This is a genomic window from Pseudomonadota bacterium, assembly GCA_016711215.1.
GTDB lineage: Bacteria > Myxococcota_A > Polyangia.
Map to the genome: position 1 here is coordinate 1 of JADJTL010000007.1, position 21886 is coordinate 21886.

Annotated in this window: 16 protein-coding genes; 8 read left to right on the forward strand and 8 right to left on the reverse strand. The window is 70.0% G+C overall.

Annotated elements, in window-relative coordinates:
• Together IPL40_15110 and IPL40_15115 are read right to left on the reverse strand one after the other, a co-directional pair.
• The coding region (locus tag IPL40_15110) for a hypothetical protein (GenBank protein MBK8482469.1) at nt 1-1389 on the reverse strand (1389 nt) is incomplete at its 3' end.
• A gap of 7 nt (nt 1390-1396) precedes the next feature.
• The gene (locus tag IPL40_15115) at nt 1397-2065 is read right to left on the reverse strand and encodes a cupredoxin domain-containing protein (GenBank protein MBK8482470.1); all 669 of its coding nucleotides are present in this window, start codon (nt 2063-2065) and stop codon (nt 1397-1399) included.
• Between the two features lie 174 nt (nt 2066-2239).
• On the opposite strand from IPL40_15115, the gene IPL40_15120 reads away from it, so the two are divergent.
• The 3 genes from IPL40_15120 to IPL40_15130 all read left to right on the forward strand — a co-directional run bounded on the left by IPL40_15120 (nt 2240) and on the right by IPL40_15130 (nt 6130).
• The gene (locus IPL40_15120) at nt 2240-4609 is read left to right on the forward strand and encodes a ComEC/Rec2 family competence protein (protein ID MBK8482471.1); all 2370 of its coding nucleotides are present in this window, start codon (nt 2240-2242) and stop codon (nt 4607-4609) included.
• Nucleotides 4610-4687: 78 nt separating this feature from the next.
• Nucleotides 4688-5776 carry an Mrp/NBP35 family ATP-binding protein gene (locus IPL40_15125; GenBank protein MBK8482472.1) on the forward strand — a complete coding sequence of 363 codons (1089 nt, stop codon included), beginning with the start codon at nt 4688-4690 and terminating at the stop codon, nt 5774-5776.
• A gap of 33 nt (nt 5777-5809) precedes the next feature.
• On the forward strand, nt 5810-6130 hold the full coding sequence (locus IPL40_15130) for a DUF971 domain-containing protein (GenBank protein MBK8482473.1): 321 nt from the start codon (nt 5810-5812) through the stop codon (nt 6128-6130).
• On the opposite strand, the gene IPL40_15135 is transcribed toward IPL40_15130, so the two are convergent.
• Nucleotides 6106-6807 (reverse strand): ribonuclease HI, encoded by a 702-nt coding sequence (locus IPL40_15135; protein ID MBK8482474.1) that lies wholly within the window; start codon nt 6805-6807, stop codon nt 6106-6108. The genes IPL40_15130 and IPL40_15135 overlap by 25 nt on opposite strands.
• Nucleotides 6808-6910: 103 nt before the next feature.
• On the opposite strand from IPL40_15135, the gene IPL40_15140 reads away from it, so the two are divergent.
• Nucleotides 6911-8002 carry a tetratricopeptide repeat protein gene (locus IPL40_15140; GenBank protein ID MBK8482475.1) on the forward strand — a complete coding sequence of 364 codons (1092 nt, stop codon included), beginning with the start codon at nt 6911-6913 and terminating at the stop codon, nt 8000-8002.
• 159 nt (nt 8003-8161) lie between these two features.
• Nucleotides 8162-9166: an FHA domain-containing protein gene (locus IPL40_15145; protein MBK8482476.1), complete on the forward strand. Its 1005-nt coding sequence runs from the start codon at nt 8162-8164 to the stop codon at nt 9164-9166.
• Between the two features lie 130 nt (nt 9167-9296).
• On the opposite strand, the gene ffh is transcribed toward IPL40_15145, so the two are convergent.
• The 5 genes from ffh to IPL40_15170 form a co-directional block, all read right to left on the reverse strand.
• Nucleotides 9297-10877: a signal recognition particle protein gene (gene ffh, locus IPL40_15150; GenBank protein ID MBK8482477.1), complete on the reverse strand. Its 1581-nt coding sequence runs from the start codon at nt 10875-10877 to the stop codon at nt 9297-9299.
• Between the two features lie 304 nt (nt 10878-11181).
• Complete coding sequence (locus IPL40_15155) at nt 11182-13554, reverse strand: HEAT repeat domain-containing protein (GenBank protein MBK8482478.1); 2373 nt, start codon at nt 13552-13554, stop codon at nt 11182-11184.
• Nucleotides 13551-14126 (reverse strand): RDD family protein, encoded by a 576-nt coding sequence (locus tag IPL40_15160; GenBank protein MBK8482479.1) that lies wholly within the window; start codon nt 14124-14126, stop codon nt 13551-13553. Before IPL40_15160 ends, IPL40_15155 begins: the two co-directional genes overlap by 4 nt.
• 73 nt (nt 14127-14199) lie before the next feature.
• Nucleotides 14200-14934 (reverse strand): 16S rRNA (uracil(1498)-N(3))-methyltransferase, encoded by a 735-nt coding sequence (locus IPL40_15165; protein ID MBK8482480.1) that lies wholly within the window; start codon nt 14932-14934, stop codon nt 14200-14202.
• A 9-nt stretch (nt 14935-14943) separates the two neighbouring features.
• Complete coding sequence (locus IPL40_15170; GenBank protein ID MBK8482481.1) at nt 14944-15849, reverse strand: 50S ribosomal protein L11 methyltransferase; 906 nt, start codon at nt 15847-15849, stop codon at nt 14944-14946.
• A gap of 587 nt (nt 15850-16436) precedes the next feature.
• On the opposite strand from IPL40_15170, the gene malQ reads away from it, so the two are divergent.
• From malQ to IPL40_15185, 3 genes are all read left to right on the forward strand, one after another.
• Nucleotides 16437-18683, forward strand: a complete 2247-nt coding sequence (gene malQ, locus IPL40_15175) for a 4-alpha-glucanotransferase (protein MBK8482482.1) — start codon at nt 16437-16439, stop codon at nt 18681-18683.
• 645 nt (nt 18684-19328) lie between these two features.
• Nucleotides 19329-20309 (forward strand): hypothetical protein, encoded by a 981-nt coding sequence (locus IPL40_15180; GenBank protein MBK8482483.1) that lies wholly within the window; start codon nt 19329-19331, stop codon nt 20307-20309.
• Between the two features lie 73 nt (nt 20310-20382).
• Entirely contained in the window at nt 20383-21765 is a 1383-nt protein-coding gene (locus tag IPL40_15185) for a hypothetical protein (protein MBK8482484.1), read from the forward strand.
• Nucleotides 21766-21886: the final 121 nt, after the last annotated feature.

The window sequence follows — 21886 nt, forward strand, 5'->3', positions numbered from 1 at the left end:
GCCTTGTGACTGCGGACTGGTCGGCTCCTCGAACCCCTCGTCGAGCGCGCGGTCAATGTCGAGCTCACGGATCGGCGGCAGGCCCGAGGTCGCCGCCATCAGCGGCGCCAACTCATCCCTGACAGCCGGGTCGAACTTCGACTCGCCGCCCCGGTCGCTTGGTGAGCCGCTATGAAGCGCTTCGAGCGAGGCGACGCCCGCGGTCGCGCGCCTGCCGGTCGCTTGCGCGCCGGGTCCCGGCCGCTTCGTCTGTCGATCGAAGTAGTCGTTGATCAGGCGGGCGATCTCGCCGTGTCGGCCGGGGTGCTCGCGATCGGGGAGGCGCAGGATGTCGCTGCGCGTGAGTCGACGCACGTCCGTCAGCAGGCGATTCAGCGGGCTGTCGCCCTCGAGCTGCAAGAGCAGGAGCCCGAGCACGAGGAGTGCGACGAAGACCCCTGCCGCCTGCAGCAGCTCGGCCAGCTCGAAGTCGGAGCGCTGCAGCTCGGCGAGCGCGGGCACGAGGTCGGCGCGCGCCGCGGGCGGGCCGACGACCGCGTAGAAGGCGTCGTGGGCGGCGGCCTCGCCGCGCAGGGGCGCCATGACGACGACGTGTGCAGTAGCGCCGGTCCCAATGCTGATCGCTGGGGATCGCTCGTCGCGTTGCATCTGCTCGCGGCGCTGGCTGAATTGCAGCGGCAGGCGGGCGAGCTCAGGCGAGGAGAAGGTCGATCCGATCATGCGCCCGCGCAGGAAGACCGCGAGCTCGGTGGCGGCGAGGAAGGGGACGGTCGAGCTGACAAGGCGCTGGCGTAGGCGCCGGACAAAGGCATCGTCGACCTCCTGGCCGAGCAGCACCGCGCCGAGATAGCGTTGTTGTGTGCGGCTGACGAGGGGAGCCGCGGCCATCGTAAACAGGTGGCCCTGCACGCTCCAGCTATCGTCGCGTAGAAGCCCACGCAGGGCCGCCTCGACCAGCGGGTAGCCGGCAATGCCATGCTCACCCGGTACCATCTTCTCTGCGCCGGGGCCGATGCGCGCGATTTGCTTGCCGTGCTCATCCACCACGATCACCAGGCCCGGGCGGTGCTCCGGGCGCAGCGGCGCCAGGAGCTCGCCGATTGTGGACAGCGCCCTCGCCCGGAGCTGCTCCGGGTCGCGCTGCTTCGCGTTGGCGAGCTCCATCGTGTCGATCAGCCGCGGGTCCCGCGAGAGGGCCAGCGCGCGGTCGATCGCCTCCCGGGCATCGAGCTTGAGCAGCAGGTGGGCGTTATGCTGGACCAGGTCGAGCTTATAGGCGTGCGCGCTGAACAGCTGGCGCGCGGCCGGGCGCGGCAGCACCAGCAGCAGCGCGAAGGCGAGGGCCACCGCGGCGGCCAGCAGCACGACCCAGACGCGAGAGAACCACACGGTCGCGTTACTCCTTGCGCTGCTGCGGCTGTCGCAGCCTGGCCTCGACGACCACGGTCCTGCCGCCGACCTCGACGGACTGCTTGAACATCCACTCGCCGGCATACCACACGCGGACGGTGTAGATGCCGGGAATGAGGTTGTTGAATTGAAACGAGCTGTCGCCTGCGACCGCGGCCGCCTGACCCTGCTGGAGCACGAGGACGGTCGCCTCCATGTGCGGCACCTCGGAGCAGCGCACGCGGTAGGTTCCTGGCTGGGCGAACCTTGTCTCCGTGCTGTCGCCAGGCCCGACCGACTCAGCGCTCATGAACTTGCCGCTGACCGGCTCGAGCAGGTGGAGCACCGAGTCGCGGTTGAGGAAGCGCACCGAGCGCCCCGCCTCGATGGCGACGACGGGCGGCATGAAGCGCGCGTCGGCCATGGTGATGTCGGCCGGCCCGCGCGATGGGCTAGCTGCCGAGCGCCCGTCGAGCCAAACGACGACCGAGCGGCGCCAGTCCGTCAACGGTGAAGCCGTGGGAAGCAGGCCGTTGGGGAGGTTCCAGTACGTGCGCTCGGTGAAGGGGCGGTGCGGCTCGAAGCCTGGGGGCACGCGGACGACCCCGCGCAGCGTCGCGCCGCCTGCCGCCGCGGTCGCGGGAAGAGCGGTGGCGAGGGCGAGGCATACCACCACCCAGAGGGTCCTCCAGCGCCGCGGTGGCAGCCGGGCCGCGCGTGACCTCTCTGGCATTTCGTGCATGGACGCAGCCTGTCGGCAAGTTCTCATTTGATATTGATGGCTTCACCGGATTCTATCGTCCACGACAGTTAAGTCAACCTTGAGGCCGCGCCGGCGATAACCACGACCATGTCATGGGTCCTTCCGGTCTCTGCGACCGGCTACGTCGGTGGGCTGGTGCTTGGCGCGCTGTGGGGAGGGCACCCTGCCCTGGGCTGGGTGGGACTCGCCGCGGCGCTCTTGAGCCTGCTGCTGTTGAACCGCCGTCCGTTTCGGGCTGCCGTGCTGCTCGGCGTCAGCATGGTGCTCTTCGGCGCTGCACGCGCGCGTACCTACCAGCGCAGCAGCGACCCGCCCTGCGATGCAGCCCGCTTGAACAGGAGCCGAGCCCTGCGCCTCTGGCTCAGGGTCGAAGACGAGCCGATCTGGGGCGCAGATATCCAACGTCAGCGCGCGTCGGTGTGGGCCGCTGGCGCCGACGGCGAGCCAGCGACCGCGTTCTGCGGCGAGGTCGAGGTGACGCGACCACGCTCCGACGCACCGCTGTGGCCGGGCCAATCCCTTGTGGCGCGCGGCCGCTGGCGCCCAGCGACGCTCAGGTCGTCCCCGGCAGCGCGCTCCCCTGAGGGAGGGCTCGCCCTCGCACGCCCCACCGAACCATCCGGATACTTTTTCACCACCGAGGCCGAACTCGTGCGCCTGGGGCGTGCCGCACCGCGCTGGCATCAGGGCTTGCGACATCACCTCAGGACCGTGCTGCAAGCGGCCGCTGACGATGAGCCGGCGCGGGCGCTGCTCGCCGCGTTGGTCGTCGGCGACGGCGGTCGGGTCAGCGCGTCGCAGCGCGAGCGCTTCGGGCGCGCGGGGATGGCCCACCTCCTGGCGGTCAGCGGCCTTCACCTCGTGCTGGTGGCGATGACGCTCGTCTTCGTCTTTGACGCGCTGCTGCGCCGCGTATCGATGCTTGCGTCGCGCGCCTTGGTTCGCCGCTGGGCGGCGCTGATCGGAATCGCCGCCGCCATCGTCTACACAGCGCTGACGGGGGCCGGGATCGCCACCGAACGCGCCTGTGTGATGACGGTGGCCGTGCTGGCGGGCACGGTACTGGGGCGGCCTCGGGATCTGGTGCGGCCGCTGGCGCTCGCAGCGCTGGTCTTGCTGGTGACCGACCCCGGGGCGATCTGGCGCGCTGCCTTTCAGCTTTCCTTCGTCGCGGTCATCGGGTTGGCACTTGCCGCGCGCCACCCGCTGGCCGCGGCGCTGCGCCGTCGATCGTGGCTGGAGCGCGCGGTGGGGTCGCTGCTCCTGGCGAGTGCCAGCGCCTCGCTGGCAACGGCCCCGGTGACGGCGTACCACTTCCAGACCGTCTCGCTGATCGCGCCGCTGGCGAATCTCTTCGGCGTGCCCTTTGTCTCCTTCCTGGTTCTGCCCGTAGCGCTGCTCGGTGCGCTGATTGCTGGGGTCGCCCGTCCCGTGGGGGCGCCGCTGCTCCACCTTGCGGTCGGTGCCGTGCACTGGCTCGATTGGTTTGCCGGCTGGGCCGCTGCCCCGTCGTGGGCAGCTTTGCGCCTGAGCCTGTCGCCCCTCAGCCTCGTCGCGCTCGCCGCGGTCGCACTTGCCCTGCTGCTGACGTCTCGGCCCGCACGTCGCGGGCTGGCCTTGGTCGCGGGGGTCGCGCTCATCGCGGGTCCCGTCGCCCAGCGCTTGGCGCGCGAGCGCCGCGCGGTCGTCGCGACGCTCGACGCCGCGGGGAGCGGCCCGACGATGATCGCCTTGCCGGACGGCGCAACGCTGCTCTTCGGCGCCGGGCGTAGTGCGGCGGCGGGCGAGGCCGGCCGGCAGCCGCTGGTGCGATGGCTGCGCCGTTCGGGCGTCGAGCGCGTCGACTATCTCGTGTTGCCGGCCGAGAGCGCTGACGATCTGGGCGGCCTGATCGCCGTGCTCGGGGCAATCGAGGTCGGTGAGCTGTGGCTCGTCGGTGAGGCCTCCGCGCCGGCGCTCGCGCGGGTTCTACGATGGATCGCGCCGCAGCGGCTACGCCTGAGACCGCCGCGTGCCCTCACCGGTCGCGACTGGCGGCTCGAAGCGCTGCGTTGCGAATTGTGGACAGGCGGCGGCAAGGGACGGCGGCGGCGCTCGATGCCGAGGCGGCGTGGACTGGCCTTGGCGCTGCGCTTTGGTCAGTCCGAGGTGCTGCTCACGGCAGGCCACCGAGTCGCTAGGTGTTGGTCCGTCGCGGGAGGTCGTGCGCGCGCTGCCGCCCCCGGGCCGGCCGGGTTTGCGCCGGGCGGCGTGGTGCTCCCCACGCTATCAGGGGGAACGCAGCGCCCGCGGGCGCTTGGCGCCTCGGCATGGCGCGGCCAGCACGATGCAGGCCGGGTCGATCCGCTCGCTCTACCCGAGCGCGGCGCTCGCGTCGTCGAGCTGCTGGCCGATGGCACGCTGCGCAGCCGCGCGATCGCCGCCTCGAGCCAGCGGACCTTCCGTTTCGAAGACTGAGGGTTGGCCCGCGGGCTTTCCCGCGCTGCTGTCTGTGGTAGATACGCCCACGGCAGCAGCTAATCGAGGAGGACGCCGATGGAGCTTACCGAGCAAGCAGTGGTCGAGGCCCTGCGACCCATTCAGGATCCGGACCTGCGGCGCAGCATCGTCGACCTGGGGTTTGTCCAGCGCGTCGCCATTGCCGGCGGGCGCGTGACCTTCGACCTCGTCCTCACGACGCCGGCCTGTCCCGTGCGGGAGCAGCTTCAGGCGGCCTGTCAGCGGGCAGTAGCGGCGCTTCCTGGCGTGAGCGACGTGGCGGTTGCGCTCAAGGCCGAGACCCGTGGCGCGCCGCTGGCAGGGCGCAAGGTGCTGGAGACCGTGCGGAACATCGTCGGCATCGCCTCTGGCAAGGGCGGGGTCGCGAAGTCCACGACGGCCGTCAATGTCGCGGTCGCGCTGGCGCAATCGGGCGCTCGGGTCGGGATTCTCGACGCGGACATCTACGGACCATCTGTGCCGACGATGCTCACGGTGGACGAGGAGCCGACGATGAGCGCCGACGGGGTCATCAGCCCCGCGTCGGCGCTTGGAATGAAGGTGATGTCGATCGGCTTCTTCATCCCGCCCGGTCGTGCGGCGATTTTGCGCGGCCCGATGGCCTCTGGCTATGTGACGCAGTTCCTCGGCAATGTCGACTGGGGCGAGCTCGACTATCTGATCGTCGACTACCCGCCCGGAACGGGTGACATCCAGCTCACGTTGTCGCAGCAGGCGGCGGTGACCGCCGCGGTGGTGTGCACCACGCCGCAGGACATCTCCTTGATCGATGTGCGCAAGGCGATCGCGATGTTCGAGACGACGAAGGTGCCGCGCCTCGGCATCGTCGAGACGATGAGCCACTTCATCTGCGATGGCTGTGGCAAGCAGCATGCGCTGCTTGGCGAGGGGGGCGGGCAACGGATCGCCGCTGAAGCCGGTCTTCCCCTGCTGGGACAGATTCCGATCGATCCACGCGTGGTCAGCGGCGGCGACCAGGGTCGCCCGATCGTCGTCGAGTGGCCTGACTCGCCGGCGGCGCAGGCGTATCGTGCCGTCGCTGGCGCCATTGCCGCGCGCTTGTCGACCCTGCATCTCGACCGGGGTGACGCCCTCGAGAGCTTCTCGCTGGGCTGGAACGCCTGACCGTCCGCGACGCGCGGGTGGGGGAGGAAGAGCATGGCGAGCGACGACTACGCGGTGCGCAGGATCTATCAGGTCGACGCCCATACCTTGGGGATCGACTGGACTGACGGCGTGGTGGGCCGCTGGCGCCTTGCCGAGCTGCGGCGGCACTGTCCCTGTGCGCATTGCGTGGACGAGTGGACCCGCGCGCCGAGGCTCGACCCCACGACCGTCAGCGACGACCTGACGGCCAAGGGCGTCGACTCCGTTGGTCGCTACGCGCTACGCATCACCTTTAGTGACGGCCACGACGCGGGAATCTATACCCACGCCTTGCTGCGGGGGCTCGATCAGGCGCCAGCCTCGCGCAGGTAGGTCGTGGCCAGGGCGTCGGCGTACTCGTTCCAGCGCGCGCCGTTATGCGCCTTGATCCAGCGCAGCTCGATCCCCGGATGAGCCTGGGCCAGCGCGTAGGCGCGTTGGACCAGTTCGAGGTTCTGCACTGGGCCCGTCTTGCGCCGCCACCCGCGGGCGGCCCATCCCGCTGCCCATTCGTTGATCGTGCGGACGCAGAGCTGACTGTCAGAGTAGATCACGGTGCGTGCGGCCTCGGGTAGCAGCTCGTAGCCCGCGATCAGCGCCATCAGCTCCATGCGATTGTTGGTCGTGTCGGGGTCGCGGCCATGCCGCTCGTCGACCATCTCATTGTTGCGCACCACGACGACGCCCCAACCGCCCGGCCCCGGATTGCCCGAACACGCACCGTCGGTGAAGACCCCCTCGTAGGGCCCACCATCGTATTTCTCAAGCACTTCGCGCGGGCTCAGGTTGGCCTCGATCTGCGGCTGCGCGGCCGACGACGCGTGCTCGGCGCCTGGTCGTCGCGCGGCCGACTCGCGCCCGAAGCGTGCGGCTTTGCCCTGCCCCTGGCCGCGGCATTGCTGGCAGAGGCGTGGCACCCAGCCGGGGTAGCGCTCCACCACCGCTGGCGGGAGGCTGAAGCGGGTGCCGCAACCCGAACAGGTGAACGAGGGGCCGACCGGAGCTGGCATGGCAAGCATCACCTGGCTTGGGAGCAACTGGCTTGGGAGCAACTTTGGCGGGGCCACCGTCGATAACGCGCGCCGAGCAGCTTCCTAACATGGAGAACGCATCATGCCCATCGCTGCCTTGGCCGTCGTTGCCCGGTTCGCAGCAGCCCTCGCACTGCTTCCGATCCTCGCCTGCGCCGGGCACGCGCCCTTGCGGGGTCCTGCCGCCGTCCACCAGCGGCGCGGCACGCAGCTGCTCGCCGCCGGGCAGGTGGACCGTGCTGAGGCCGAGCTAGCGCTGGCGCTCGAGTACCGGCCCCGCAGTCCCGAGGTGCTCAACGGGCTCGGTCTGGTGGCGCACCAACGAGGGCAGTTCAACGCGGCGCTCGCTCGCTTTCGCGCCGCCGTGGTGCAGGACGACGAATTCGCCGAGGCGCACAACAACGTGGGCGTCATCTTGTTGAAGCGCGGCGATCACGGCGAGGCCGCGCAGTCGTTTCGCGCGGCGCTCGCCATCGACCCCGGCTACGTCAACGCGCGCTTCAACCTGGCGCTGAGCCTCCTGCGGCTCGGTCGGCTCGGTGCCGCGAGCTTCGAGCTGCGCAAGCTGATCACGCTGGCCCCGTGGCTGGCCGCGGCGCGGGCCGAGCTCGGCTGCGTGCTCGTGCAGCGCGGGAAGGCTGCCGCAGCCGACCGCGAGCTGCGCGCGGCGCTCGAACTGGATCGCGGGCTCGGCGCCGCCCATCGATGTGTTGGCCAGCTCCTCCGCCTTCGTGGCGACCTGGCCGCCGCGGAGCCATCACTGCGCGAGGCAGTCAGGCTCGATCCGAGCGATGCGGCGGCGCTCTATGAGCTCGCGGTCGCCCTCGTGCTGCTCGGCCGGAGGGACGCCGCTGAGGCTGAGCTTTGGCGGGTCGTCCGGCGCCAACCGGCGTGGGCGCCCGGTCACTTCGTGCTCGGTCACGTCCTGGCGACGGCCCAGCAGTGGCAGCAGGCGGAGCAGCGCCTGCGTCGGGCCGTGCGCCTGGTACCCCAGTACGCCGCGGCGCAGCTGCTCCTCGGCGATGTCTTGGTCCGACGGGGCCAGCCTGAGCGGGCGCGCGATCCCTATCGTCGCTTCTTGGCCGAGGCTCCGCCGGACCTCCGCCCGGAGACCGAGCGGGTTCGGCGTTGGTTGGCCTCTGCGTCGCCCGATCGCGACGCGCCGAGGCTCTGAGGCTGCAGCACGCGCCTGCTGAGGTCCGGCGCGCGTCGTCGCAGGGACCTCCGGCTGGGGCGACTGCTGGGGCGACTTGTCAGCTTAGCGTCGCCCGCCGATACTGCCCGCCGCGCGGGTGCCTTGCCTCGTCCGAGGCGGCCAAGGGCGGGAATTGCCGTGACGGTTTTTTGCCTCAGTGTGCGTCGACGCAGTGGCGCCCCGTCCGGGGCGACGAGCTTCGTCTACCGCTTCGAGCGCGCCGAGATCGTCATCGGCCGCTCAGCCTCGGCGGACGTTCAGCTCCCCGACGAGGGCGTCTCGCTGGTCCACGCGCGACTCCGTCTTGAGGGTGCAGCCCTCGTCGTCGAAGACCTCGGATCGACCAATGGCACGCGCCTGGACGGCCGGCGGCTGGTGGAAGGTCGCGCGGTCGAGCTGCGTGCCGGCTCGGTCCTCGAACTCGGCGACTACGTGCTGGAGGTGGCTGCCGATCGGGCAGAGCGCCCGCTGACGACGCCGCAGCGCACGGCCAGCTATGCCCGCGCCATGGCTCGCGAGGCCCTGATGGCCGGAGCGGTCGCGCCTGGGGCGCCCTTCCTGGAGGTGATGTCAGGGCCGCAGCGGGGCGAGCGTCTCGAGCTCAACCCTGGCAGCGCGCCGCTGATTGGCCGCGGCATTGGATGCCAGCTGGTCTTGACCGACGCCGATGCGAGTCGCGAGCACGCGCGCTTCAGCGCCGATCTGGCGGGGGCCACGCTGATTGACCTCGGCAGCAAGAACGGGTCGTTCGTCAACGGGCAGCGCGTCCGCGGTGAGCTGGCGCTTTGCCACGGCGACGAGCTGCGGATTGGCAATGTGCTCTTGCGCTATCGGGACCCCGTGGAGGAGGTGCTCGCTCGGCTCCGCGGACCGGTCGGTGCGGGGGTGGGAGCGTCCAGCCCCGAGCCCCCGCCGAGCACCCGGCAGACTGCGGGCGAGCTGCGCGACCCGGACTCGGCGACCCCGCTATCCCCAGGCGCTGCCTTTGAGCTCTCTGCTGCGTCGGTGCAAGCAGGTCCGCAGCATACCGGCTCCCGCCGCGCGCCGACGCCAGCGCGTGGTGCGTACGACTGGGTCTACTGGCTCTGCGGCGCCATGCTCGTGCTCGGAGCTGCGGCGTTGATCGCGTATCTGGCGCTATGAGCTCCGAAAACGAGGTCGCTGGGCGCAGGATGCCGCTAGGAAGGCCGCGCCCTCCGGCGCGCTCGCGCGCCGGGGCCTCTCACGCGCGTCGCTGCGCGGGGCGCGCCTGTCACGATCGACCGCCTGCGGGCTAACGGCGCTTCTTGCGCGCGTCGCGCGCGAGCTTGCGCTTATGCTTGTTCTTGGCCCGTCCGGCCGAGGTCTGGGGCGGACGAAAGTGATGGCGCGCCTCCGCCTGGGGCGCACCCGGCATGCCCATCGTTTGCATCAGCTTCTCGACGTCGAGCCCCGCCATCTGCTTGAGTTGGGCGAGCTGCTTCAATCCGGGAATCTTGCCGATCAGTCCGAGGTTGGAGCCCATCTCCAGCATCATCTGCTTCATCATCGAGTACTTCTCGAGTAGCTCGTGCACCTCGCGATCGCTGCGTCCCGCGCCTCGCGCGACGCGCTTGACGCGCCCGCTATTGAACTGGAGCTCCGGTGGGCTGCCTGCTCGCTCCTTTGTCTTCACCAGGAAGACCTCGGGATGCCGCCGTTCCTCCTCGGTCATCGAGTGAATGATGGCCTCGATCTTCGGCAGCTCGCGATCGTCAAGGACAAGGCCTTCGGGCAGGCCGTTGGGAAAGAAGGGCATCTTGTCGAAGAGATCGGCAAGGGAGCCCATCTTCTTGATGGTCTTGATCTGCTTCAGGAAGTCCGACATGTCGAACTGCCCGCGCAGCATCTCCATGGCGTCGCGCTCGGCCTGCTCCGCGTCGACGACCTCCTCGAAGTCGCGCATTAGCCCGACGACGTCGCCCATGCCGAGGATGCGCGAGGCGAGGCCTTCCGGGCGGAACTCCTCGAGCTTGTCCAGCGACTCGCCGATCCCGAGAAACTTGATCGGCGCACCGGTGACCGCCTTGATGCTGAGGGCGGCGCCGCCGCGCGCATCGCCATCGAGCTTGGTGAGGATCACGCCGCTGAGCGTCAGGCGCTCGTGAAAGACGCGCGCTGTCTGCACGGCGTCCTGGCCCATCATCGCGTCGACGACGAGGAAGATGTTGGCCGGGCGGCAGCGCAGCTTGATCTCCTCCAGCTCCTGCATCAGCGCCTCGTCGATCGCCAGGCGACCCGCCGTGTCGAGCAGCACGACGTCGCGGCCGCGGCGGTGCGCTTCCTGGACGGCGTTCTCGCAGATGGTCGGCGGATCGGCGCCGGGCTCGGCGTGAACCGGAAGCGTCAGGCGTTCGCCGAGGACCTTGAGCTGCTCCACGGCGGCCGGGCGGTAGACGTCTGCCGCGACGAGCATCGGCTTGCGGCGCTTCTTCTCGAGGTACCGAGCCAGCTTGGCGGTGGTGGTGGTTTTTCCCGAGCCCTGCAGCCCGACCATCATGATGCAGGTCGGCCCCTTCTTGGCGAAGGTGAGGGAGGCATCCGCCGGGCCCATCAGCGCGGCGAGCTCATCTTGGCAGATCTTTACGAAATGCTGACTCGGGGAGACCTTGATCTTGCGGCCCTTGGCCCTCGCCCGCAGCTTGACCGTCTCGCCGAGCGCCTTGTCCTTGACCCGCTCGAGGAAGTTCTTGGTGACCTTGAACTCGACGTCGGCCTCGAGCAGCGAGAGGCGCACCTGGCGCAGGGCCTCGTCGATGTTGCTCTCGTTCAGCTCGGTCACGCCGGCGAGTTGCTCGCGAGCGGCGCGGAATCCCTTGCTCAATGTCTCCAACATGGCGTTCGTTCATCTCCTAGAAAAGTGAGCCGCCGGGTGTTTGACCCATTGCCCGTCGGATCTGTGGCGCGCGCCGATTCAGCCGCCGATTCAACTGTCGCTCCGACCGCGAGGCGCCAGCCGAAGGCCCAACGTCCTTGCCGGGCGGACTACCCTTAGCATGATCACGGCAACGTCTCCGCTCCCCGACCTCGGATGCGCACCCCGTGAGGCGTCCATGCGGAGTATCGCGGCGCCGATCCGTGTTCGAGCGCCGCGGATCGCGGGCGGCCCTTGTTGCGCGGCCAACGCGTGGCCGGTGCCTTCAGGTGTGCCGCTTGCCCCGCGTGGCTCCGTGGTCAGGGTTCTGGCTCCGGCGTTGGGTCGCCCACCAGCGGCGCCAACGCTCCTGGGCGGCGAGCAGCGCGGGCGCTGGGGCGCTCGCGTCGTAGGCGAGGTCGCCGCCCGTGGTTTCATAGAGCTCGAGGGCGGCTGCCTGGCGCAGCTCCAGCGCCGGGTGCGTCAGCGCCTCGATCAGCCACTCGGTGTGCGGGCGCGTACGGTGCCGGGCCCACCACGCGGTCCACGCCGCGACGTCGTCATGGAAGTCCTGCTTGGTGAGCAGCGCCAGCGCTAGGCGGGCCGCTTGCGCCACCTCTGCGCGAGGGTCGCGCAAGAGCGCGATTAAGGAGGGCGCGGCGACGTTGTCGCCAAGTGCCCCCAGGGCGACCATGGCCGCAGCCTGACGCCGTGGCTCTGGGTGCGCGAGATCTGTGCGTAGCTCGTCGCGGGCGTCCGCTAGCTGATCGTGGCGCCGGATGCGCAGCACGGCGCGGCATGCCGCCGCGCGCACGAGCGGGCTGGCGTCGCGCAGCCGCAGAGCGAGCAGCGCAATCGCCTCAGCGTCGACGAGCTCGCCGAGCAGCAGGGTTGCGCCGAGGCGCCGCCCCTCGTCCTCGCTCGTCAGTTCCGATGCCAGCGCCGGAAGCACCCGTCGCCCCAGCAACGAGAGCGCGTAGAGGATGGGTTGGGTCTCAGCCGACGGCGATGGCGCGTCAACGCGCGCTTCCGCGGGGATCGACGGGCCGGGAAAGCGCTCCATCAGCCAGGCCAGAGCGCTGGCCTCGCGGCGCCGCAGCTCGGCGGTTAAAGCCCCGTGCTGCGGGCCGCGCTGCGCGATCGCGGCGACCAGCGCCTCGATCGGCAGCGCTCCTGCGGGCGTGTTGGCGGCCGGCGTCTCGGCCGCGGGTCCCGCGTTTTCCGCGGGACGCCGGAGCGGCGCAGGAGCCACGCGAGCGCGTTGGCGCCGCCGACTCACGCGCGTCGGTGAGCGCACTGTTTCCGGCGCATGCGACCGTGGCGCGTCGGCCGGCGTGCGTGGATCCTGCGCCGGCCGACGCGCGGCGGTCGCTGCGGCCCTCGACGGGAACTCGGCGCTCTGGCGGCGCTGCTCGGCGATCAGCCGGCCGAGCGCAGTGGCGGCCGCTTGGGCCAGCGCGCGCAGGGGTTCGAGCACTCCCGCCGCGAGCGGGGCATCGGTGGGGTCATGCCCGATAAGCAAGCAGATCGCCTTGCCGCCGACAGCCACGGGCACCAACACGACCTGCGAACTCAGCACCTCTGCGCGCAGCATCGCCGTGGCGTTGCCGGCGCTGTCGGTCAATGGGCCAAGGTAGGGCTCGAGCTGGTGACAGGCCTCAGACAGCAACGATGGCAGGCTGAGCGGGATGCGGCGCCGGCGGACGGCGCTGCGGTCGAGCTCCCCACCGACGACAGCGATCAGCCCCTGCAGTCGGTTGCTGCGCGCCGCGAAGATCTGGACGGCAGGCAGCAGGGAGTGCGCTCCGCGCAGCAGGTAGAGCAGGACGTCGTCACGATCCGAGGCCTGCTCGATGAACTGGCGCGCCACGCCGGGGAGGAGGGCGTCGATGCGCTCGATCCCGGGGGTGGTCACTTCGTCGACGCCCTGCGCGAGGTCGGAGTCGGCCTCGGCGCCTGCGGTTGGATCAGGTGGTGTCGCCTCGCTGCTTTGGGCGAGCGTGCCCGGCAGAATCGCGAGATCGTCGGCAGCGAGAAAGAGCGCTTTGCCCTCCGCGGTGCTGAGCGCTGCGAGTGCCGGCCGGCAGGCCGCGCCTTCGGTCACCGCGGCCTGCGCCGGTCCGCGCCCCTGGCCGACGCTGGCTGGCGGCTCTGCCCGGTCCGCCTTCCCGACGACGATCGGTGGCACGGGACCCAGGCGCTCGAGCAGCGCGACAAAGCGGGGCGATAGCGTCAGTCCGTAGACCACCGCCCGCGCCTGTTCGACGCGGACCTCCGTGCTGGCCAAGGGCACCAGCGCCTCGCTATGTTCAGCACGCAACCGGGCTAGTCCGGCCGCGTCCGTGGCGTCGGAGCAGAGGAGCAGCACCTGGCCGTCGCGCCGCGCGATCGGGCAGCACGCCAGGCGTCGCGCGGTGTCGACCGGCAGCGTCGCGGCCAGCGCGGGGTCCGACGGATCGATTGCCTGCGGCGAACCCGGGGGCCAACCGCTGCTCTCGCTGAGGCAATCGATCAGCACGGCCTCCTCGGCTTGCGCGCCCTCCAGCAGCGCAGTGTCGAGGGTGCCGCCGCGGATGGCCTGGAGCGCGAGGGCCTCCTGCAGGGTCGCCACGTCGACAATGCCCCGCTGCACCAGCATCGAGCTGATCCGCGCGTTCATCTTCCCCTCGCCGACGCGCGGCGGATGACGTAGGTGCCGGCCAGCCAATCCTGCAGGCCGCGCTTCTCGGCATCGAAGGCGGCCCAAAGCAGTCCCAACCCCAGCAAGAGCAGCCCGAGCGCCTGTCCGGCGCAGCGCAGCAGCACGCGCCAGGCACTGGGTCGGGCGCCGAACGTGTCGATGACGGTCGCGCGCAGCAGGCGAAGCCCAGGCGTGGCGCCAAGGGCGGCGATGAACACCACCTGATAAAGAGTGCCGAGCAGCGCGAAGATGACCAACAGGGCGACCAGCGCGGGGTCTCCGCGCAAGAGTAGCTCGATCACGATTTCGGCGTGCCGCTGCGGCAGTGCCTGCGCCGTCACGCGCGGCGCGACCCAGGTCGTAACCCAGGCCGCCAGCAGCAGCAGGGGCAGCAGCGCGAGCGCATCGATCAGCGCGGCTGCCGCGCGGCGCCAGATGCCGACGACGTAGACCACGGGTGCGTCGGCGCTGCGCGTGGCGGCTGTTGCTGCGGCGGCGGAGGCGGTGGGACCGTCGACCGGGGACGGTGCGAGCGAAGCGCCTTCAAACATCCCGGGACTATATCGGCGCGAGCGGCGAACACAAGCCGCCGAGGTCGCGGTGGCCAGGGTGCCCGATCGACGATCAGTCCGCGAGGCGCCCCGAGAGATAGGCGGCCAAAGCCAGCAGGGCGATGGCCGCCGTCTCGGTGCGCAAGATGCGGGGCCCCAGCGCCACGGGCTCGAAGCCGGCGTCGCGGGCCTGTTGCAGCTCCTCGGCCGTCAGACCGCCCTCGGGGCCGACCGCGATCGCCACCGCGTTCGCCTCGTCGCGGAGCCGCGTTTCGAGGGCTGCCAGTCCGCTCGCGCCCGGCATCGCGACCAGGCGCAGCGCCTCGTTCGGCACCTGCGTCAAGGCGCTTGCCCAGGGGCGCGGCGGGTGGATCAAGGGCAAGCGCGCGCGCTCGCATTGGCGGGCGGCCTGGCGCGCAATCTCCTGCCAGCGCTCGAGCTTGGTGGCCACGTCGGATGGGCGGGCCACGCTGCGCGCGCAGAGCGCCGGCACGAACTCGTCGACGCCCAGCTCGGTCGCCTTCTGCAGCACCCAATGGGTGCGTTCGCTGCGTGCCAGGCCGTCGATCAGCAGCAGGCGCGGTGGCGGGTCAGGCGCCAACAGCTGCCGCTCGTCGAGGGTGACCCAGGCTTCGCGGCGATCAATCCGCGCCAGGCGCCCCGTGTAGCGCATCCCCGTCCCGTCGACGAGCGCGAGGTCGGCGCCGGGGCGGAGTCGCAGGACCCGCACCACGTGGTGGAAATCGTCACCGCGCAGTCGCACACCCTCGGCCGTGATGTCCTCGGGAGCGACGAAGAGGTGTTTCACGCGCGGTGCTCAGGCACGGCGTCGCAGCAACAGGCCGCGCCAACCGCTATCCTCCTCGCTGTACTCCACTTCGAGGGCCAGCTCGGCGCCGTATTGACGGGCGATGGTCGCCGCCTGCTCGGCCAGCAGGCCGCTCAGCACCAGTCGCCCGGTCGCGCTGAGCGCCTGGGTCAGCGTGGGCTTGAGCGCTGTCAGTACGTCGAAACTGAGGTTGGCGAGAACCAGATCGTAGCTCCCGGTGATCGCCGCGCCGTCCTGCTGCGTCACCGTCACCCGCGCCTCGAGCTGGTTGCGGGCGATGTTCTCGCGGCAGACGCGTACGGCGATCGGGTCGTCGTCGATGGCCTGCGCCTGGAGCTCGGGCCAGACCTTGACGGCGGCGAGCGCGAGAATGCCCGCTCCGCAGCCGACGTCGAGCGCCGCGTGCGGCAGATGACCGCGCTGGTCGAGGCGCTCGATCGCGCTGAGCGCGAGCCGGGTGCTGGCATGGCCCCCCGTGCCAAACGCCATGCCGGGATCCAACTCGATCAGGCGATCGCCGGCCGCAACCGCCGCCTCTGCATCCCAGCTCGGGCGAATCAAGAAGTGCCGACCGACACGCATCGCGCGAAAGCTCTGCTTGTAGGCCTCCCACCAGTCTTCGGTCGCGACCGCATCGGTCTGCCACGAGACGTCATTGGCGGCGACGTCCAATTGGGCCAGCGAGGCCACGAGGCGCTCGACGTGTTCCACGTGAGAGGCCACGTCCGCCTCCGGCACCCAGACCATGAGCTCGATCGTTCCGGGAGGGGGCGGCGAGAGCGTGCCGTCATCGCGCTGCTCGAGGCCGGGTCCGACGCGATCCATCAGCAGCTGAGCGACGGCGGGGGCCGCTGCCTCGGGGACGCGGAAGGAGAGCTTGGCCAGGCTGTTCACGATGGATGAAAGCTATACCGGCCGTCCGCGCCTCGGTCAAATCGGCCGCGCGGCGCCCGCTTCGGTAGCTGAAGCGCCAAATCGCGCGACGCCAGCGACCTCAAGCGCTCGCCGAGCGGTCCTTCCGGATCATAACCGAGCGGGTCGCAGCCGAGTGGGTCGTAACCGAGTGGGTCGCACTGCGCCGGTGGCGCTGGGCGGGGAGCGGTCTGGAGATGAGTCATCGAAGGCAACCGAGAGGGTTCCTCGAAGGACGTAGTTCCAAGCATTCGGCTGCGCACCCGGCTTTCGTGGTCACAAGCACGACGATCTCTCGTTGTGAAGCGACACCCCCCACCGGGTAACGGAGCAGCACATGGGGTCAATGTTGAAACCACCCTCAGTTGCCTTAGATGACTCACCTCCGTGTAACGATTTCAATCTACCTGAGCGCATCGGTTCATGGCAAGGGCTAATTCACGCGAGCGAGCGAGCGAGTGGCCAGCGCTGCGCCCCCGCGGATGCCGCGGACGCCATGGCGGTGGCACTTCCGCTGGGCTTAGCTAGCGCACTGGGTTAGCCTGCGCGTCGCACTCGATCAGGGCGTGATGACCAGTCCCATGAGCGATCAAGCACCGCCAGATCCTGACCTGCTCGCGCGCCTGGCCGAGGGCTACGGGATCGAGCCGCACTACTACGATATCTGGGGCGCGCTGCATCGCGTGGGGCCTGAGGCTACCCAGGCGCTGCTGCACGCGATGGGGCTCTCCGTCGCAAGCACGGCGGAGGTCGGGGCTGAGCTGCGTGCGCACGACGAAGGTCGGTGGCGTCGCCCGCTGCCGGCCGCGCTCGTGCTGCAGGAGGCAGGCGCGTCCCCACTCAGGCTGAAGCTCTCGCTTCCGCGGGTCGTGGAACGGGGGCGCTTGCGCTGGCGGCTGTGTCTGGAGGATGGCCAGCGCTACGAGGCCTTGGTGCGGCCGCGCGAGCTGGCGGTGGTTGGAGAGCGCGCGATCGATGGCGAGGCCTACGCATGCTATGCGATCGAGCTGCCGGTCAATCTCCCGCTCGGCTACCACCAGCTCGTCCTGCAGCAGTGGCGCGGACGGCATTGTCGCGAGTCGGAGACGACCCTGATCGTCGTTCCGCCGAAATGTTATCAGCCGCAGGCCATCGCCGACGGACGCCGCGTCTGGGGGCTGTCGCTTCAGCTCTATGGGCTGCGCTCGGAGCCGCAGTGGGGGATCGGCGATTTCGGCGATTTGCGGCGTGCGGTCGAGCTCGGGCACGCGCTCGGCGCCGCGCTCGTTGGCCTCAATCCGTTGCACGCGCTCTTCGCCCACAATCCGCTGCACCGCAGTCCCTATGCGCCATCGAGTCGACTCTTTCTCAACGCGCTCTATGTCGATGTCGCCGCCGTGCCCGAGCTCGACGAATGCGAGGAGGCGCGCCGCAGCGTGCAGTCCCCCGAGTTCCAGCGGCGGCTCGAGCAAGCCCGCCAGGCCGAGTTCGTCGACTATCGCCTGGTCGCGGCCATCAAGCGGCCCGTGCTCGAGCAGCTCTTTCAGCACTTCCGCACGGCGCATGAGCAGCCGGCCACGCAGCGCGGTTTGGACTTCGCGGCCTTCGTCGCCGCTGGCGGCGAGGCGCTGCGCCTGCACGCGGTCTACGAGGCACTGCAGGAATCCCTTTGGCATGAACTGGGGATGATCGGCGGCTGGCCGTGGTGGCCGGAGCGCTTTCGCGACCCGGCGTCGCCCGCGGTCGCTGCCTTCGCCGCCGCGCACGCTGAACGCGTGCTCTTCTTCCAATACCTGCAATGGCTGGCCGATCAGCAGCTCGCCGCGGTCGGCACCCGCTGCTTTCAGCTCGGGATGGGGGTCGGCCTCTACGCCGATCTCGCCGTCAGCACGGATCGGGGCGGCGCCGAGACCTGGGCCGCGCAGCAGGTCTATGCGATGTCCGCCTCGGTCGGCGCGCCACCCGACGACTTCAGTCCGACGGGCCAGGACTGGGGGCTGCCCCCGATGATTCCGCATCTGCTCGCCGAGCGCGCCTACAGGCCCTTCATCGCCGTGCTGCGGCAGAACATGCGCCACGCCGGTGCGCTGCGCATCGACCACGTGATGGGCCTGATGCGCCTCTTCTGGGTGCCGCCCGGTGGATCGGCTGCCGACGGTGCCTATGTCCGCTACCCCTTCGAGGAGCTGCTGGGGATCGTGGCGCTAGAGAGCCACCGCAACCACTGCCTGTTGATCGGCGAGGACCTCGGCACGGTGCCCGATGAGGTGCGCGAAGCGATGCAGCGCTTCGGCCTGTTGTCCTACCGGCCGATGCTCTTTCAGCGCGGTGCCATGGGGGAGTTCCTGCCGCCCCAGGCCTATCCTCAGGCGGCCCTGGTGGCTGTCTCTACCCACGATCTTCCGACCCTGCAGGGGTATTGGCGCGGACGCGACGTCGAGGTCCGCGCGGCTCTGGGACATTACGGCTCCGACGACCAGGTGCGTCAGCAACACGATGCACGCGCGGGCGATCGCTGGCAGCTGCTGACGGCGCTCCAACGGCAGGGCCTCCTGCCCGCCGGGGTGGGGACCAACGCTGCGGCCTTGCCCGAGCTGAGTGGCCCCGTCGTGGCCGCGATCCACCGCTACCTCGCGCGCTGCCCGTCGCAGGTGATGGTCGTCCAATGCGAAGATCTTCTCGGGGTTGGCGAGCAGGCCAACCTGCCCGGCACGACCGACGAGCACGCGAACTGGCAGCGTCGCCTCCCTTTGCCCCTGGAGCAGCTTCGCGCGCAGCCGATGGTCGCCGAGGTCGTGCAGGTGCTGGCGCAGGAGCAGCGATCCTCCGGGGCTTGAGCCCTCGTCCTTGGGTTTTCCGCCGCGGCCACCAACCCGCAACGCTCGGGCCCGTCGACGCATCAGCCGGCGGTCGCTGCGGCGACCCGTGCGCGGCGGGTCCTCGACGGCGGTGCCTCTGCGTCCTCCGCCGTCGCCCGCCGGGCAGCTCTAGAGCGGCAAGCCCTATCCGTAGCCGGGGCTCCCTCCTCTGGGTCCGGGACAAGGTTGCGGACTAACAGGCCCACTGACCGGGACAGCTGACTCCACCTGCGTCGCCGCTACGAGCCATCTGAAAGCATAACCTGTCGAACTGGCGCAGGATTTAAATCTTGGAGAGGGATGGCACGCCTGTTGCTGTGTTTGACGAGCGGAGGCGAAGGCATGATGACCATTGACCGTACCCGAAACGCTACGCTTGGCACCGCCCAGCGTTATTTCTCGGCTGATCGAGTGGAAACCTGCGAGTCGAGGCTGCTCCGCCGCGAGGTGCGCCACGGCGGGTCGCTCGTCCGCCTCAGCCAGCTCGCGTCCGCGAGTGCGGCGGTCCTACTTTGCGGATTGGCGGTCGGATGCGGTGTGCTGGCGGGCGACACCTGTTCCTCGGGTTGCGCCCCAGGGCAGGTCTGCGGGCCCAACGGGTGCGTGCCGGCGACCATCACGGGCGTGAGCGACACGGGCACGGTGCCGGCCGCGGGCGCCCAATGTGGCCCGAGCACCTGCGCCAGCGGCTGTTGCGACGCGGCCTCCGGGAGCTGCGTGCTCTCGACGCAGCAGACGCTCACCGGCAAGTGCGGCTTCGGTGGCCAGGTCTGCGGACCCTGCTCCGGCACCAACCCGCAGCAGAGCACGCTCCCAGCCTACTGTGCGGCCTGCGCGCCAGGGCAGCCCGGCGCCCAGGTGCAGTGCTGCCACGCGGCCCAGCAGGCCTGCGTGCCGGCCACGCAGGTGCAAAGCACCGTCACGGGAACTTGGTGCAGCGTACCCTCCGGTTCCACCTTACCGGGTGGCCAGGCGGACGCGCTTTCCCGCTGCCAGTCGAGCTGCGGCGGCTGCTGCACCGACGCGGGTCTTTGCGTCGAGCTCGGGGTGGGGAAGGGCCAGAGCAACCAGCGCTGCGGCAATGCTGCCGGGCGCTGTGAGGCCTGCCAGTACGGTGAGGTCTGCGACGCAAACTATGGTACTTGCAACAGACCTGAACCGGCCTTTCGCGTCTGCGTGAGGCAGGTCGTCGTCGATGGATCCTACGTGGACGACGAGTGGGTCGATGCCATTTTGCAGGGCTACGTCCCCGTCCGGACCGAGGCCCACCCGGAGTTCATTGCCACGCTCATCGCTGGCGGCAAAACGCCAAAGCTGGGCACGCGCGTTCAGGCGATCAAGCACGACGGCGTCTGGGTCTCGACGCCGATGGGGCTGGATTGCGTGAGCGGGATCAAGGAGAGCGAGCTGCTCGAGGGCCTGGGCTCGGGCGTATCGATTCTCGTCACCGAGTATGACCGCGTCAGCGCGGCCGACACCGTCGGCGCCTGCTCCTTTGCGGTTTCTGCTCTGGATGTCTTTGGCGGGGCTGCAGAGGTCTGGATCGATTCGTGCATGCCGCCGATACGCGGGGTGCTGGTGCAGATCGTGCCGGAGAACCTCTGACCGCGCCGGATCGTCCCGGCTGGGTTTCGTGCTTGAATTGGCTGCCGCACCTGGTGCGGCGAGGAGAACGCTGATGAAACGCCTTGGCTTGACCTCGGGCCTCCTGATGACCGCGCTGGCGCTCGGGCTGGTCGCCGGATCGGGCTGCGGGACGGAGGGCGGCGACGCGCTGGATCAGTCGCTCAGCGGCTGCCCCGGCTGCGTGGACAACGGCGTTTGCCGCCCCTTCCCGGCCCAGGATTCTACAGCCTGCGGCAGCGGTGGGCGCACCTGTGAGCGCTGCCAGGCCGGTACAGAGACCTGCGACCGCGACGTCGGGCGCTGCGTGTCGGCCAATCCCACGAGCTGTCCCGGGGGCGTCTGCCAGCCGGTCGGCGGCGCGCGGAAGCCCTGCGGGCTGCTCTGCGACGGCTGCTGCGATGTGGCGACGAACACCTGCATCGACACCAACGCCGGTCAGACGGCGCAGCAATGCGGTTTGAACAACCAGGTTTGCCACGGCTGCGACGCCGGCCAGAGCTGCAGCGGGGGCGTCTGCATCTTCGGCGCCGGCGGCATTGCCGCGGCGGGCCCCTCCTCCTGTAACGCGGCCCTGCAGTGCTACTCCCCGACGACGAAGACCTGCGAGCTTGGCGATAGCGTGCTGGCCTGCGGGCGCCCCGGCGGAAGCTGCAGTGTGTGCACGAACGGCATGTACTGCTCGAATGGCACCTGCGTCGCTGGGACCACCCGCATCGCCGACTGTCAGCGCAACGGCTGCGATGGCTGCTGCGCGGCGGACGGGACCTGCGTCAGCTCCTTCGGCCTCACCGACAGTCAATGCGGCATCCGCGGCGGCGCGTGTCAGCCCTGTACGAGCCGGAGTTTCGTCTGCGACAAGGCCGTCGGCCAGTGCAAGAATCCGGCGCTGGTGCGCCCGCATCAGATCTGCGTCGATGGCGTGTGGCTGCGAGGCAATAGTGCCAGCGTTGAGGTCCCCGAGGGGGTCGAGGTGCGGGTCGAGCTGGGCGAGTCTGTCTTGGGGCTGGGCGCGCTCAGTGGCTCGACGGGCTCGGGTACGATGGGAGCGATCGAGCCCTCGTCGATGAACTGCCCGGCGAGCATTCCGGGCTGCCGGCGCGTGACCTTTGGGGATCCCTGTGCGATCCCGAACGTGACCGACTCGGACCTCGCCCGCTACACCGTCAACTTCGAGGTCGGAAAGACGGGGCGCTTTGGCATCGACCTCCTCGGCAGCAACACGCTGGCGACCTGCCGGATCCGCGGCGCGGACCTCCTGCGCTCGTTCAAGGACCCCGTGACGGTCCCGACGACCCCCTACTACTTCACCAACCAGTATGGCACCACGGGTAGCGGGTTCGACACGCCGAGCTTGCTCAGGAACCGGCTCCTGAGCGAATGCGTCAGCTCGTCGGGATACCGTGTCTTTGTGGCCGTGCGCGTCAGCCAGTACTAGTGCTGCCAAGCAGCTCGGCGCTCCAGGGCGCCGGGCTGGTCAATCCTTCAGCGGACGGACCCCGCCTCGCGACTTCGCGCCTTCCGGGCACCTGCGGCGCTGCCAGAAAAAAGCCCGCGCC

Coding starts and splice junctions, on each gene's coding strand:
- IPL40_15140 (MBK8482475.1), top strand. CDS start 6,911: ATGCCCATCGCTGCCTTGGCCGTCGTTGCCCGGTTCGCAGCAGCCCTC.
- IPL40_15125 (MBK8482472.1), top strand. CDS start 4,688: ATGGAGCTTACCGAGCAAGCAGTGGTCGAGGCCCTGCGACCCATTCAG.
- IPL40_15120 (MBK8482471.1), top strand. CDS start 2,240: ATGTCATGGGTCCTTCCGGTCTCTGCGACCGGCTACGTCGGTGGGCTG.
- IPL40_15135 (MBK8482474.1), bottom strand. CDS start 6,807: ATGCCAGCTCCGGTCGGCCCCTCGTTCACCTGTTCGGGTTGCGGCACC.
- malQ (MBK8482482.1), top strand. CDS start 16,437: ATGACCAGTCCCATGAGCGATCAAGCACCGCCAGATCCTGACCTGCTC.
- IPL40_15185 (MBK8482484.1), top strand. CDS start 20,383: ATGAAACGCCTTGGCTTGACCTCGGGCCTCCTGATGACCGCGCTGGCG.
- IPL40_15130 (MBK8482473.1), top strand. CDS start 5,810: ATGGCGAGCGACGACTACGCGGTGCGCAGGATCTATCAGGTCGACGCC.
- IPL40_15160 (MBK8482479.1), bottom strand. CDS start 14,126: ATGTTTGAAGGCGCTTCGCTCGCACCGTCCCCGGTCGACGGTCCCACC.
- IPL40_15155 (MBK8482478.1), bottom strand. CDS start 13,554: ATGAACGCGCGGATCAGCTCGATGCTGGTGCAGCGGGGCATTGTCGAC.
- ffh (MBK8482477.1), bottom strand. CDS start 10,877: ATGTTGGAGACATTGAGCAAGGGATTCCGCGCCGCTCGCGAGCAACTC.